The 13,763-nt window shown below is 64.8% G+C and carries 10 protein-coding genes; 5 read left to right on the forward strand and 5 right to left on the reverse strand.

The features are described from left to right. Positions 1 to 104: 104 nt before the first annotated feature. A complete protein-coding gene (gene phaZ7, locus MD221_RS03970; RefSeq protein WP_242107989.1) occupies positions 105 to 1,247 on the forward strand; it encodes an extracellular native short-chain-length polyhydroxyalkanoate depolymerase PhaZ7 in 1,143 nt (380 codons plus the stop codon). Positions 1,248 to 1,269: 22 nt separating this feature from the next. Here phaZ7 and MD221_RS03975 read toward each other — a convergent pair whose 3' ends face one another. Next, a complete protein-coding gene (locus tag MD221_RS03975; protein ID WP_242107991.1) occupies positions 1,270 to 2,415 on the reverse strand; it encodes an NAD-dependent epimerase/dehydratase family protein in 1,146 nt (381 codons plus the stop codon). 637 nt (positions 2,416 to 3,052) lie between these two features. On the opposite strand from MD221_RS03975, the gene MD221_RS03980 reads away from it, so the two are divergent. Continuing rightward, on the forward strand, positions 3,053 to 4,648 hold the full coding sequence (locus MD221_RS03980) for an MASE1 domain-containing protein (RefSeq protein ID WP_242107993.1): 1,596 nt from the start codon (positions 3,053 to 3,055) through the stop codon (positions 4,646 to 4,648). A gap of 64 nt (positions 4,649 to 4,712) precedes the next feature. Here the strand turns inward: MD221_RS03980 and MD221_RS03985 are convergent, their stop codons facing one another. Then, positions 4,713 to 5,168, reverse strand: coding sequence for a hypothetical protein (locus MD221_RS03985; RefSeq protein ID WP_242107995.1), 456 nt, complete (start codon positions 5,166 to 5,168; stop codon positions 4,713 to 4,715). A gap of 639 nt (positions 5,169 to 5,807) precedes the next feature. Between MD221_RS03985 and MD221_RS03990 the strand changes: the two genes are divergently transcribed. The 3 genes from MD221_RS03990 to MD221_RS04000 all read left to right on the forward strand — a co-directional run bounded on the left by MD221_RS03990 (position 5,808) and on the right by MD221_RS04000 (position 8,286). Further along, positions 5,808 to 6,311 (forward strand): DUF6496 domain-containing protein, encoded by a 504-nt coding sequence (locus MD221_RS03990; RefSeq protein WP_242107997.1) that lies wholly within the window; start codon positions 5,808 to 5,810, stop codon positions 6,309 to 6,311. 57 nt (positions 6,312 to 6,368) lie between these two features. Next, complete coding sequence (locus MD221_RS03995; protein WP_242107999.1) at positions 6,369 to 6,560, forward strand: hypothetical protein; 192 nt, start codon at positions 6,369 to 6,371, stop codon at positions 6,558 to 6,560. Between the two features lie 199 nt (positions 6,561 to 6,759). After that, the gene (locus MD221_RS04000; protein ID WP_242108001.1) at positions 6,760 to 8,286 is read left to right on the forward strand and encodes a Gfo/Idh/MocA family protein; all 1,527 of its coding nucleotides are present in this window, start codon (positions 6,760 to 6,762) and stop codon (positions 8,284 to 8,286) included. A 42-nt stretch (positions 8,287 to 8,328) separates the two neighbouring features. Here the strand turns inward: MD221_RS04000 and MD221_RS04005 are convergent, their stop codons facing one another. From MD221_RS04005 to MD221_RS04015, 3 genes are read right to left on the reverse strand one after another with little or no spacing between them, the layout of a single operon-like run. After that, positions 8,329 to 9,048, reverse strand: a complete 720-nt coding sequence (locus MD221_RS04005; RefSeq protein WP_277928877.1) for a M15 family metallopeptidase — start codon at positions 9,046 to 9,048, stop codon at positions 8,329 to 8,331. Further along, on the reverse strand, positions 9,045 to 10,706 hold the full coding sequence (locus MD221_RS04010) for a serine hydrolase (protein ID WP_242108005.1): 1,662 nt from the start codon (positions 10,704 to 10,706) through the stop codon (positions 9,045 to 9,047). The genes MD221_RS04005 and MD221_RS04010 overlap by 4 nt, the downstream gene beginning before the upstream one ends. 8 nt (positions 10,707 to 10,714) lie before the next feature. Continuing rightward, positions 10,715 to 13,756, reverse strand: a complete 3,042-nt coding sequence (locus MD221_RS04015; RefSeq protein ID WP_242108006.1) for a TonB-dependent receptor — start codon at positions 13,754 to 13,756, stop codon at positions 10,715 to 10,717. Positions 13,757 to 13,763 lie beyond the last annotated feature (7 nt).

A 13,763-nucleotide genomic window follows, 5' to 3' on the forward strand; every position in this document is an offset into this window, starting at 1 on the left:
TGACGCGGCGCGTCATGCCCTTTCGTGCAATGGCCGTGGCCGCGCAGCGGGCGCAGCATCCAGTGGCTGTCTCCCCGGTTCGACACCCAGCCTGGAGATCCACCATGACTCGCGGCCTTTTCCCTCGATGCCTTCTCGCGCCGACGCGCCTGCTGCCGGCGGTACTGGCGGCCTCCGGCCTGCTCGCCGCCATCGCGTCCCTGCCGGCGCGCGCGCTCGATTGCGGCGCCAACAACGGCTTCGTCTGCACCGGCGCCGCGTCGCAGTATGCCGGCGGCTTCAGCCCCGGCGTGGGCCATGGCGGCTTCGGCGGCGGCGATTGCGCGGCCACCCGGACACCGGTGGTGTTCGTTCCCGGCAACGGCGACAGTGCGATCAGCTTCGACATGCCGCCCGGCGCCGTCGCCGGCTACACCGCCCCGACGCTCTCGCCGTACGACGAACTGAAAGCGCGCGGCTACAACGACTGCGAACTGTTCGGCATCACCTACCTCGACGCCGACGAACGGCAGGCCCCGCAGTACAACTACCATGAGCCGGCCCGGTACCAGGTCCTGAAGACCTTCATCGACAAGGTGAAGGCCTACACCGGACGCAGCCAGGTCGACATCGTCGCTCACTCCATGGGCAGCAGCCTGGCACTGGCGACGATGCGCTACTACGGCAACCAGGGCAGCGTGCGCCGCTTCGTCAACATCGGCGGCGGCCTGCGCGGCCTGAACACCTGCTACGGCTCCGGCTACCAGTCGCCGTACGCGCCGACCTGCAACGCCGAGGCCTACGTCTGGCCCTACGACTTCTATACCTTCGGCTTCTATCCCAGCACCGGCGCGCCCTACTACGGCTACAACCGCTGGACCGGGAGCGGCAGCGACAGCCTGCGCGCGCTGCCGTCGATGTTCCCGTCCGTGGCGTTCTACACCATCACCGCCGGCCGCTACGACCAGGTGCACTGCTTCACCACCAGCTATGCGGCCGGTTGCGGCGACGGCGCCCTGTTCAACGCCGCGGGCAACGTCAAGGCGCAGGTCGACATCGGCTTCGGCAGCAGCGCCTACGCCTACGACTGGGACTGGGCCGACGGCAGCCCCTACAACGCCGGCGGCGGCGACACCAGCAATGGCGTCGGCCATTTCCGTTCCAAGAACAACGCCGGCCGCATCGTCTACAACATGCTGTCCACCACCTGCACCAGCGGCTGCGCGAACGGCTATGCCGGTGTGAACGGTCCGGCGGCCAACCGCTAGCGAGCGCCCGGCAGCAGCGCGATCAGGCCCCCTGCCGCGCCCGCCAGGCCTTGAGCAGTTCGGCCTCCTGCTCGCGCGTGATGCCCGCGCGCAGCTTGGCTTGGCGGTCGGCGGGCAGCGCGCCGAACCAGGCCAGCAGATCGGCCACGGTGGTGGCGAGCGGACGGAAGCTCAGTCCGGCCTGGATCGCGCGCGCGTTGCTCACCTGCCCGTAGCCGGCATAGGGGTTGTCGCGCGAGGGCACCCAGATCGGCAACTCCGCTTTCTTTTCTTCGAGGAAGGCGGGCGTGACATGGGTAAAACCGACCGGACCGCCGGTGACCGCCTGGCAGCCGTACAGCATCGCGTCCATGCCCAGCGAATAGTCCGGACCGCAGGCGTTGAAAACGCCCGTGGTGCCGGCTTCGGCCAGCCGGATCATCCATTCGCCCAGGTCGCGCCCGTCGATGATCTGCACCGGGTCCGCGCCGTCGCCCGGCACCAGCATTTCGCCGCCCTGGGCCACGCGGTGCGGCCAATAGGTGAACCGGTCGGTCTCGTCACGCGGCCCGACGATGTAGCCGGGGCGGACGATGGTCACGCGCTCGCCGAACTGCTTGCGCGCCTCCGCCTCGCTCAGCGCCTTCAGCGAGCCGTACAGGTTCTCCATATCGGCGCGCAGCGTCTCCTGCGTTTCCGCCATCGCGTCCTTGCCCTTGTAGACGGCCAGCGGCGCGTCCTCGGCGATGCCGGGCTTGCTGCCGTCGGCGTACACCGAGATCGTGGAGATGAAGAGGTAGTGCCCGATGTTGCCCTTCAGCACCTTGCCGGCATCGCGCACCCAGAACGGCAGGCTGGTGGGATTGTCGATGCACACGTCCCACTTGCGGCCCTGCAGCGCCTTCAGGTCGCCGGTGTTGCGGTCGCCGTGCAGCTGCTCCACCGTGCCCGGCCATTCCGGCGAGGGCTTCTTGCCGCGATTGAACAGGGTCACCTTGTGCCCGCGCGCCAAGGCGTAGGCGACCTGGAACGGTCCGGTAAAACCGGTCCCGCCCAGGATCAGGATGTTCAGCGGCTTGGCTGCCTTGCCGACGGGCGCCGGCGCGCTCGCCGCCGAGGCCAGTGACGGCAGCGCGGTGGCGGCAGTGGCGAGGGCGCTGAGCTTGAGCAATTCACGGCGGGTAGGCATGGCAGGCTCCTGACGGTGTGCGCATATCGCGGAGCCATCCTTCCCGGCACGTCCCCACGGCTGGAGCGACACTCTTGCATTCCGCGCCGGAAGCCGCGCATGGCGAAAGTCGGGGGGCCGATCGCCATCCAGACGCCATCCTGGCATCGCCGAATTCGCCGTCCGCCCGAACCGGTACTCGCCCGAAACGCCCTCGCCCGCACTTCGCTACCGGCGGCAGCGTCCGCGATCAGCATGTTTCTTTCATCCTCGCCCAGGGCATAGTCCCGCCATGGACGGCCGGCACGGCGACCCGCCGCCAAGAGTCTCAATCTCTTATGAGACAGCCCGATGATGCCCAGCCGGGCGACTCCCACCATTCCTTTTCAACCGCAAAGGTATGCGTCTACCAGGGATCGGGTCACCTCGAATCCGTGCCCTGCGTCATGCCATTTCGCGTTCGGGAAACGCCCGCCGCGCCGGGAGTGCGTATTCATCCGGGAACTCGGCGATCGGCGTATCGGTCGACGATGACATCGGCTTGACGCCAGGGCCTGTAGGAATGGATTCTCCCGGGGCAGTGTCTTCGCGGTTTCATAACATGCCCCTGACACACCATTAGCGCCAAGGGGGGCTGATGTCAGAGCGATTTGGTTGGTTGGAAAAGGAACTTCACCTTCGCCTGAGGCCAAGCGGCCTCCTGCTGGCGGTTGCCTACGCGATCTGCTACCTGGCATTGCGCCAGCTGTCCGCGGATCAGTGGTACCTGCCGGCAGGCCTGCGCGTGGCCGCCCTGTTGCTCTTCCCCTTGCGCCTGTGGCCCTACCTGCTGGTCGGCGAGTACGCGGCCTTCGCCTATCTGCGCTATCCGAAGATCGAGATGTACGGCCTCGCCTGGTTCGTCGGCGCGTCCGCCCTGCTCATGCCCATCGTGGCCTACATCGTGCACAAGCACGAGAAGCTGCGGATTTCCGGGCGCTACGAATGGTTCCTGTCCGTGGCCGCGCTGGCCGCGGTGGTCGTGACCGCGCTCAACCTGGCGAGCACCTATTTCCTCATGACCCCGGCCGGCGAGCCGGTGTCGTGGGAGAAAGCCCTGAAGTTCGTGATCGGCGACTACCTCGGCATCCTCATCCTCGGGCCGCTGGCGATCCTGTGGAAGCAGCGCAGGCTGCCCTACGCCTCCTCGCGCAAACTGCGCTGGGACGCCTTCGTCGGGGTATCGATCATCGCCCTGCTGAGCGTCTACCTGGTCCAGTTCTCCAGCAGCGACATCCTGCAGAAGAACAGCATCCGCATCCTGATGGTGCTGCCGGCGATCGCCCTGACCTGCCTGCACGGCTGGCGCGGCGCCGCGATCGGCGTGATCGCCGTGAACCTGGCCATCGGCCTGACCGTGAACGGCGGAGAAGCCCGCGACTACACCAATTACGCAGAAGCATTCATCGTCCAGGAGATCCTGGCGGTGGCGGGCACTGCCCTGCTCTGGTTCGGCTCGACGATCTCGCATCACTACCGCAAATTCACCTCCCAGCGCCAGGTCGAAAAGCAGGCGATGTCCATCGCCCGCACCAGCATCCTGTCCACCGAACGCGAGATGCGCGAACGCGCGATCCGGATGAAGATCATCGGCGAGGACATGGACATCTCCTTCCGCAAGGCGGTGCAGTGGCTGCAGGGCCGCGGCCACCATGCCGCGGCGATGGACATGCTGCGCACCAGCGTGATCCAGTCGCGCCTGTTCCGAGAACAGCTGAGCCTGGTCTACCCCTCCGAGATCGAGCATTACGGCCTGTACCTCGTGCTGGAATCCAGTGCCATCGCCGAGGTCTGGGACCAGACCGGCCGCCTGGCCACGCCGCGGCTGAAGGGCGACCCCTGCCAGCTCGGCCTGGGCCTGCAGCTGGCGGCCTATCGCAGCATCAGCGACGCGGTCGCCTTGCTCCTGGAGCAGGAATCGGGCTCGATCCTGGTCCGCGCGCGCTGCGGGCGCCGTGGCGGCTACCGCGGCATCGTGGTGAGCGTGTCGCTGCTGGACAACTCCCGCACCCTGGGCGAGGAGATTTCCGAGCGTGCCGCGGAGGCCCTTTCGGGACGGGCACTCGCCTACGGCGGCAGCGTCCGCTGCCGCCGCAACCGCATCTGCCTGTTGCTGGCAGAGCCGGCCAGGGCCGAGCGTGCTGCCTATGCGACCGCGATGCCCGGCGTTTCCGCAGCCCAGCAGGCCCAGGCCACGCCGCTGGCGCCCATGTAAATCAATCAAAAAAGGGAGCGCGTTGCCGCGCTCCCCGTATCGGTCAAGACCCGATCGTGCGGGTCTACGGGGTCGAAGTTTCCACGGCCCAGACGACCACGCCATTGGCGCCGGTATAGGCCACCAGATCGAATTCGGCCGAGTGATAGACCACCGAACGCTTGGCATCGGCCGGGATCGCCTGCTGCTGCAAGGAGGTGGACACCTGATTCGCCTGATCTCCCAGCGGGAGGGTCCAGACGATGTTGTCGATGGCGCCCAGCACCAGGCGAACGTTGCCTGCCCGATCGTTCACCTGTAGGTATTCGATGCCTTCGCGGTCGAACTTGTAGACGAACCACGTCGGATCGATGCTGACATTGGGCGCGACCGGCGCAGGCGCGCCCAGGCCCTCGGTCTTCTTGAACCCATGGCCGTCGGAGATGATCGGGCCGCCGTCTTCTGCCAGGGCTGCATTGGCCGTCGGGGCCAGGGCGCCCGCGGCGATCACATAAGCAAGAGTGCGGTGTAGCGTAGCCATAGTGCCCCCAATACTTGGGAAGAAGTTGCCGAACCGGAAGACCTCTCGCAGGAGGCTGCCACCAAGCGACGGCAGGGCCTGTTCCGATTATGCGCCATTTTCCGGCACGCTATCACAAGGCCCGTGCATTCCGCGTGTCCCTGCCGTCCTCCCCCATGTCCCGAAAGGTTCGGCCCAAATCCTTGTCGTGAAAGGAATCGCCGCCCGCCTCCTCCGCGCGATGGTCTCTCCGGCCCGGGAGACATGCCGCCTCACCCTGCCGCCGTTCAGCCCAGCGTCCCCGCGGCGTGCAGGCGCCGCAAGGCATGTGCCGTTCATGAACCCATTCGCAACCGGCGCGTGCGGCAATTCATTCCCCGCGCCCGCATTCGCTTCCTTCGATCTTTTTTTCGCGCCGCGATAACGCCGGCCCCGGGATGGTGGTCGTGCAATGACACGCAATGCGAATTTGCCTCCAGGCCGGCCGAAACGACACATCCCGCGCTAGCGCGGCTGCGTCCTCGCCGAGGTTGCCCCCCGCGGGCGCTGCATCCTACGAGCCTGCCCCGGGACGCCAAGGCATCCACCGCAGCGTGGCCTGCTCCACGCCAGGCACGCATCGATCGGCCGGACCCCACTCACCCACGACGGGAGCCAGACATGCCCGAGAAGAAAACACTCGACCGCGCCAGGAAAGACAAGCGCGAAGGCAAATCGCCCAGTACGCAGGCCGGTGAATTCGTCCACGAGGAAATCGAACACGTCCGCGAGGGCAAGCATGGCGCCAAATCCACCAAGCAGGCGATCGCCATCGGCTTGTCGAAGGCGCGCCGCGCCGGCGTCAAGGTCGGCGCGCCGAAGAAAGGCAAGGCGTCGACCCGCAAGAAGGCGCAAAGCGACCTGAAGGCGGGCAAGAAGACCGCCAAGAAAAAAGCACCCTCGCGCAAGCGTTCCGCGGCCACGAAGAAGGCCCTGGAGCGGGCCGGAAGCAAGTCGGCTTCCAAGCGGGCGTTGTCGCGCCAGACCAAGTCCGCGGCCAGCAAGCGCAGCGCGAGCGAGCGCTCGGCGGCCGCCAAGAAAGCCGCCAGGACCAAGGGAGCGAAGGGACGTTCGGCTGCCGCCAAGAAAGCCGCCCGTACCCGCGCGAAGAAGAAAAGCAGCTGACCCGGAGCCGTCGCTCGCTCCGACCTCCCCCGACAGAGCGACCACAGGAGTATCCACATGAGCAAGCATCGAACCGAAGAACGCCGCCAGCACCATCCTCCCGAGGGCCGCCTGCCCGGCACGTCCCCGCCACGCGATTCGCGTCGTGAAGAGCAAGCCGCCAAGACCCGCCTCCCCAACCGGTCCGGACGCGACCAGGATCGCGACGGCACCGTCGGCAGCGAGAACGACGACACCCGCCATCACTGAGCGCGGCACGCGCGAACGCTGAACGCGCCCCGAGCCATTCCTCCATCCGAACCGCTTTCCGCCGCATCCCGGCAGGAAGCGGTTCGTGTATGCTCCGCGGCATCGATTCAAAGTGGGCCGGCGATCGTCTCGCCGGTTTTTTTGTGCGAGGCCGGAACAAGGCCGGATTCCGCAGCCCCGTCAAGCGCCCGTGCCACGCATGACTTCCAGCACCTCAACCGCCCACGCTTCGACCGGCGCCACTCACGGCCCCATCAACATCCTGCTGATCGGACTCGGACCGCATGCGCAGCGCACCTACGTGCGGCACGTCGACGAACTGGCACGCCACGACGGCGTCGACGTCAGGCTTTCGGGCATCGTCGAACTGGAAGGCGAGCGCGATCGGATCGAGGCCTTGCTGCGCACAGAACGGCTCGACGCCGATGCGGTCTTCGTGCCCCCGTTCGAGGAGGAGCTTCCGGACGAAGTCGCATCCGGGCTGGACGGCCTCGCCAGGCGGCGCCGCATCGATGCGGTGATCATCAGCACCGAGCCGCTCAGCCATCGCGCCTACGCGCTCTGGGCGCTCGCGCGCGGCCTCAGCGTCCTCCTCGACAAGCCGGTCACCACCCGCGCGAACGCCGTCAGCGACGCTGCGCAGGCGCGGTTGATCGCCGAGGATGCCGACGACATTCTCGCCCACTACGAGCGCGCCGCGGGGACACGGCGACTTTGCCTGGTCGTCAACAGCCATCGCCGCTGGCATCCTGCGTTCGACCTGGCGCTGTCGCTGATCCGCGAGGTGCGCGACCTCACCGGCTGTCCCGTCACCTCGGTTTCCTCCTCGCATTGCGACGGGCAGTGGCGCTTCCCGAGCGAAATCCTGCAGATGCGCTACCACCCTTTCAACCAGGGCTACGGCAAGATTTCCCATTCCGGCTACCACATCCTCGACGCCGTCTACCGCTTCTTCAAGGCCGGCTATACCCGTGAGACTGCGCCCGACCGGGCATCGGTCTATTCGAGCCTGCTGCAGCCGGCGGGATTCGTGAAGCAGATCCCGCGCCGGGAATACGAGCGGCTGTTCGGCGCCGAATACGTGCGCGCCGGATTGCATTCCGACGCCGAAGTCGCGTCGCGCTCGCCGAAGCTGGGCGAAATCGACGCCAAGGCCCTGATCGAATTCGGCGCCGGCGGCGACCTGATCGGACAGGCGCAGATCGATCTGCGGCACAACGGCTTCTCGCGCCGCCACTGGCTATGGCCGCGCCCGGACCTGTACAAGGCGGCCGGGCGGGTCAAGCACGAGACCCACGAAATCGTCTGCGGGCCGTACCAGACCGTGGTCCTGGAATCCCGGCAGGCGAGCGACAGGCACGAGCGCAGCGCCCCGGCCGATCGGCGCGCGGGCGGCAACAATCACTTCGACGTCAAGATATTCCGCAACACCGCGCTCACCGGCGGGGCGGAGCCCTACCGCCTGTATCGCGCCGGCGACCTGGCCGAGTTCGACGACAGCCGGCTGCACATCGAACAGGTGAAGAAGGAGGCGTTGCGCGAGTTCGTCCTCTTCGTCGCCGGCAGGATCGAACGGGCGCAGCTGCGATCGAACATCGACGACCACCTCGTGCCCGCGCGACTGATGAGCGCCATCTATCTCTCGCACGTGGCCCGATCGGGCGGCGGAAATCCGGTGGTCCCGCTGGAGTTCGAGGCCGGCATGCTCGTCGAGCGCGACACCTGACCGGCCGCAGGCTTCGCCCGGCGCCGACGAGGCGCGATCCGGTCAGCGCACCGGGAAATCGTAGGCCGTCTCCGGGGACGGCTCCGGCGCCAGGGTGTAATGCCACCATTCGTCGGGATAGTTGCGAAACCCTTCCCGCTCCATCGCCGCCCGCAGCGCATGCCGGTTGCCGCGCTGCTCCGGCGTCGCGTTCGGGGAGTCCGTATGCGCGAGCTCGCCGAAGTAGTCGAAGCCGGTTCCCATGTCCATCGGCATGCAGCTGCCGCCGGCATCGCATCGCAGCAGCGTCAGGTCGACGGTGGCGCCGCGGCTGTGCCCGGAACGCTCGGCGATGTACTGCGGCACCAGCCGGGATTTGTCGAGCTCGGGATAGAACTCGGCCTTGCGCGCCTGATCGCGCGCATCGCCCGCCCAGCGCATGAAATGCGCGACCGCCCGTACCGGGCGGTAGCAGTCGTAGATCAGCAACCGCCGGCCCGCCTCGCGCAAGGTCCGCTCCACCCTGGCCAGCGCCTGCGCGACCGGCCGCAGCAGATAGCACTCGGGCGCCTCGTAGCCTTCGATCCGGGTTCCGACGAAATTGTGGGTGCCGGCGTAGCGGATCTCCATGCGGATGTCGGGAACGAGCGCCCGCATGCTGGCGAATCCCGCCGCGTCGGCGGTGTCGGCCGCAGCGATCCGGGGCGCCCGCGCCTCGGGCGCGCTGGCGCAACCGGATAAGGCGATCGCGACAATCAACACCGCATCGGACAATCGCCTCATTCGCCTGGCCCGCAGATCCCCGTCCGCTCGAGCGCCAGGTCCTCGAAATCGTTGCTGAAATCGCCATCCGGATCGACTTTCGACATCTTCAGCGCCACGCCGCCGGCGGACGCCGCGAACTCCAGCCAGGCATCCACGTCCGGCCCGTCCTCGCCCCAGTGCACGCGCCAGCGTCCATCCGCGCTCCGGACTTCGCCCTTCACCCGCGGCGACTTGCGGGCCGAGAATTCGACTCCTGCCCCGGCCGGGCAGAGATCGACTTCGCCGAACCAGGGATCGCGATAGACGCCGAGGAATTCGCGCAGCTCCGCGACGGTCGCCGGCCGGCCCGTCTCGGCCTTCGTGGCGTCGGATGCCGCGGCGCGCGCCCCCGGGGCGCGTGCTTCGGCATCGAGCAGGTCCGCGTAGTAAGCGACCGTTCTCTGCTGCTCCGGCGCCGTGAAGTGCTTGACCAGCACCTGATTGAGTACCGTCCTGGCCTCCTCGGCGTCGCCGTTGATCAGGATCACGAAGCCGACGTGCTTCTCCGGCAACAGCGTCACCGCCGAGTACATTCCCGAGAGCGTTCCGGTGTGCGAGACCTTCTGCGTGCCGTCGACATCCGCCAGGCGCCAGCCGTAGCCATAGGCGGAGTAATGGCTGCCGTCCCACTCGCGCATGCGCCTGGAGAGCGGCATGATCGTCTGCGCCGACCAGACCGCCTGGCGCTGCTCGGCCGACAGCCACGGCTTGCCGGCGACCAGGCCGGTCTTCTCCGGCGCCAGCCACATCGAGACCCACTTGAGCATGTCGTCGAGGTCGCAGCGGATGCCGCCGGCCGCCGCCATCGGAATGGCAGGGACCGTTTCCCCGTCGGTCCGCCCCGGCACGTAGCGCCCGTCCCTCAGGACATGCGGCTGCGCCACGTTGCCGACCTCGTCGCGCCGCCATTCGCCGACCTGGCAGCGCGTCATTCCCAGCGGCTCGAACAGCTCCTTGCGCACCAATGCCTCGTAGGGCATCCCGCCCGCGGCGGCCGCCACCTCGCCAGCCACGATGTACAAGGTGTTGTCGTAGGCGTAGCGCGATCGGAAGCTGTACGCCGGCTTCAGGTAACGGAGCCCATGCAGCACGTCCTGGCGCGTGAACCGGTTCGGTTCGGGCCACAGCATCAGATCGCCGGCACCGGCGCCCAGGCCGCTGTTGTGGACGAGCAGGTCGCGCACCTGCAGCTCCCGCGTGACCCACGGGTCGTGCATCCGGAAATCCGGCAGATACTTGGTCACCGGATCGTCCCACTTCAGCTTGCCCGCATCGACCAGCCGCGCCAGCACCGCGGCGGTCATGGCCTTGGTGTTGGAGGCTATCTTGAACAGGGTTTCGTTATTGATGCCGGGACCGCCGCCGCCACGCTGCCGTCCAGTAGCGCGAATGTAAACAACCTCTCCGTTCTCGACAACGCCAACGGCAAGACCCGGCAGTTGATAACGGGTCATGGCATCATCGAAAGCGGAATCAACCGCTTCTTTCTGGGGTGCTGCGTTCGCAGTGAGGCATGCCAACAGCAACATTGCCGCCAGCATGGACAGGCGTCGAATATCCACGGCCGCCGCCAATCGGCCGAGACCCGGCAACGATCCGTTGCCGGGAATTTCCGGGCCAATCAGCCAATCGCGCACGGCAGCCTTCAGAAGTTCCAGCTCACCACCAACTGAGCATACCGAGGGGATTGGAACGACTGCCCATATCCGTACATTGGATTGAACGTGCCGATACTGTCTTGAGGCTGGAGGTCCTGATCCACACCCAATGTCCGCTGCTGGTTGAGCACATTGTAAATAGCGAACTTGATTCGGAGGTCAGTGGGGATCGGCACCTTGTAGGCCAGGCTGAGATCCAGATTGTAGACCCATGGCGTCCTCCCCTCACCGCCCCTTCGGGAGTGCACGTAGACGCGCTCGTTCGAATAGGTCGAATTGCAGTTCTCCACGCAAATGTAGTAGCTGTGGAAATCCGTTGTATCAAAGGGGTTGCCTGCCCCAAACGCGGTGATCGGGGCGCCAGACTGGACGTTCAACGATGCCGCAGCCGTCAGATTTTCAGTGACGGCATAGCTCCCGCGAAATTTGAACTGATGCCGGTGGTCATTTGCCAGATAACCCGACCCTCGATAATTGACCCAAGGGTTGTCGAAATTCTCTGTACGCCCGGTGTCAGCAAAGTCAGTATCAGAATTGACCGGCCCTTCGGCGTTACCTTTGTTGTAGGAGAGCGTGTAAGAGGCATTGAATCCCCACTTTTCATCCCATGCCCGATCGATCTGCAGCTCCAAGGCAGCATAGGAACGTTTCGGCTTACCCCATCCGCGCTGCCCGATGTACGTCATGATGGGATCACCATCGCCATCGACGCCATCTTGACGGTACATCGCCCACCCCTCCCTGGCCGTGTCAACCGTGATCCATCCATCGGCACTCCCGTTGCAATCGGTATCCCCCCAGACCGTGACCTTCTTGCCAGGATTGGCCATCACGAACCCGACATACCCATCCTCGCCGCATGCACCCGTGGCGCTGATCTCCATATCATCGATCGCATTGTTCAGCTTGCGATAGGTCGCGCTTGCGCCCCAGGACCATTTCTCGTTGATCATGGTCTGGAATCCGAGGATCAATTCGTCTTGATAGACCGGATCCATGTCGCGATCGACCTCCGAGCGCAGATCTCCCACCGTACCGTCACCCTGCGAGTTGTCGATGCCGCCAATCTGACCACCCAAGATCGGCAAGGCGTACGCTCGACCGTAACTGGAGCTCAACAGGTCTTGATAGCCTAAAAATTCGTACCAACGGCGCTCGTCTAGGAACGCTCCGGCCTGCTTGATGTTGATGACGTTTGCGACCGGCAGGAAGTAACGACCGAGATTACCAAAAACCTTGGTTGCCCCATCCCCTTTCATATCCCAGGAGAAGCCAAATCTCGGCGCGTACATATCGTCCATTTCGATATAACTTCTGCCGTCGCTGTCCTGATTGTCGAACGCTTCCTTGCGCAACCCGATGTTCAGCAGCAAATTCTCCGTGACCGACCAGTTGTCTTCGATATAGAGCGCAGAATTGATCGACTTGAAAGAACCCTGAACCTCGTTTTGTCGCGTGCGAACCACAAGGCCGCTTGCCGGAACCCGACCGCCATTGAGCGGCGCTCCGGGGGTGCGACGATATACGTCATAACGGATTCGACCCGGACCGGGATAGTAGCGATCCTGTTCCGACGTATTCTCTTCACGATCGGCGCCAAAGCGAAACAGATGCGAGCCGAGGCTCCATTCGAAATCCAGCCTGGCCGCCTTACGCTTGTCCGTTGCCGTCACGACCTCGGTCGCCGTCGTGCAACCGCGATCCCCTTGCAAATCCTCAGGAACCCCATCGTCTAGAGAGCGATTGTCAAACACTCGGTTACATTCAACGTCATTTGCGCTACTTGCCGAACGCTCCCGGTCATTTTCGCCATAGAGCGCCTTCATGGAAAAATTATCAGTGAAGTTTCCGGTATAAGTGGCCGCCCAGTTCTTTCCTCCATTGTCCTGGACGAGTTGGTTGGTTTGGCCCTCCCGCACGCCAGAGTCGAAATCGTAATCGTAGACGTCCGTTACCGTATTGTTCTTGTCCGAAAACCCGAACAGCGACAAGGAGTGACGATCGGTAATCTGCCAATCGAGCTTACCGCCCCAGAAGGGATCGTTTGCTTGACCAGAATTGAACACACTACCGGCGTCGTTGGTGCTTCTCGGACGATAATCGCGCGCTTCGTACATAGCAAAAAAGAACAAGCGATCCTTGATGATCGGTCCGGACGCATAGGCGTTGAACTTGGCGCGGGTGTAGTCATCCTGATCGGCTGCGATATAGCGTCCTCCTCCGCGCAAGTATCGATTTTTTGCCGCGGATTGCCATGCGCGAGGCTCGAAGGTCAACTCAACGCCGGATTTGAATTCGTTGCTGCCCGAGCGAGTGACCGCGTTGATCACGCCACCGGTACTACGTCCAAACTCGACAGAATAACCACCAGTCTTCACTTGGAATTCCTGGTAGAACGCAAATGGGACCGAGGAGTAGCCGACCCTGTTGTAGAAATCGGTGACGTTGAGCCCATTGATGTAAACGGTGTTCTCGGCGACGGAGGATCCACCGAAAGACAACCCTTGCGCCCCCAATGAAGACTTGCCCTGCACCACGCCGGGCGCCAGCAGCGCCACTGATCCGACACTCTGATCTACGGGAAGTCGCGCGATTTCTTCGCGAGTCACATTGGTCGCGGATTCGGTGGACGTCACGTCCACAGCATTGATGACACGCGACCCCTTCACCTGGACAACATCCAGGTTGGTGGTTCCAGCTGATCCAATGTTGACGGTAGTGGCATTGCCAAGCGTCACCGTGACAGGAACGGCATCGCCGACAGGCACTCCATCCTTGCTCGTCTGCAGCGTGTAACCGCCAGTCGGCAACAGGGCAAGGCGATAATTCCCCTGACTGTCGGCTGTCACGGTGCGCGTATAGCCCGTCTGCGGATTAACAATCGTGACCTGCGAACCCGGCTCGGCGCGGCCAACAATGGAGCCAGTTGTGTTCTGTGCCATGACAGGCATTGTGGTCAGCGATACCAGGCACAGCCCCATCGCCATGCAGAGCGCGCGCTTGCGCGGATTCGGTTTGTTGCTGCTCATGACGCTC

This window comes from Luteimonas aquatica (assembly GCF_022662575.1).
Classification (GTDB): Bacteria; Pseudomonadota; Gammaproteobacteria; order Xanthomonadales; family Xanthomonadaceae; genus Luteimonas; species Luteimonas aquatica.

Coding starts and splice junctions, on each gene's coding strand:
- MD221_RS04015 (WP_242108006.1), bottom strand. CDS start 13,756: ATGAGCAGCAACAAACCGAATCCGCGCAAGCGCGCGCTCTGCATGGCG.
- MD221_RS03995 (WP_242107999.1), top strand. CDS start 6,369: ATGAGCAAGCATCGAACCGAAGAACGCCGCCAGCACCATCCTCCCGAG.
- MD221_RS03990 (WP_242107997.1), top strand. CDS start 5,808: ATGCCCGAGAAGAAAACACTCGACCGCGCCAGGAAAGACAAGCGCGAA.
- phaZ7 (WP_242107989.1), top strand. CDS start 105: ATGACTCGCGGCCTTTTCCCTCGATGCCTTCTCGCGCCGACGCGCCTG.
- MD221_RS03985 (WP_242107995.1), bottom strand. CDS start 5,168: ATGGCTACGCTACACCGCACTCTTGCTTATGTGATCGCCGCGGGCGCC.
- MD221_RS03975 (WP_242107991.1), bottom strand. CDS start 2,415: ATGCCTACCCGCCGTGAATTGCTCAAGCTCAGCGCCCTCGCCACTGCC.
- MD221_RS04005 (WP_277928877.1), bottom strand. CDS start 9,048: ATGAGGCGATTGTCCGATGCGGTGTTGATTGTCGCGATCGCCTTATCC.
- MD221_RS04000 (WP_242108001.1), top strand. CDS start 6,760: ATGACTTCCAGCACCTCAACCGCCCACGCTTCGACCGGCGCCACTCAC.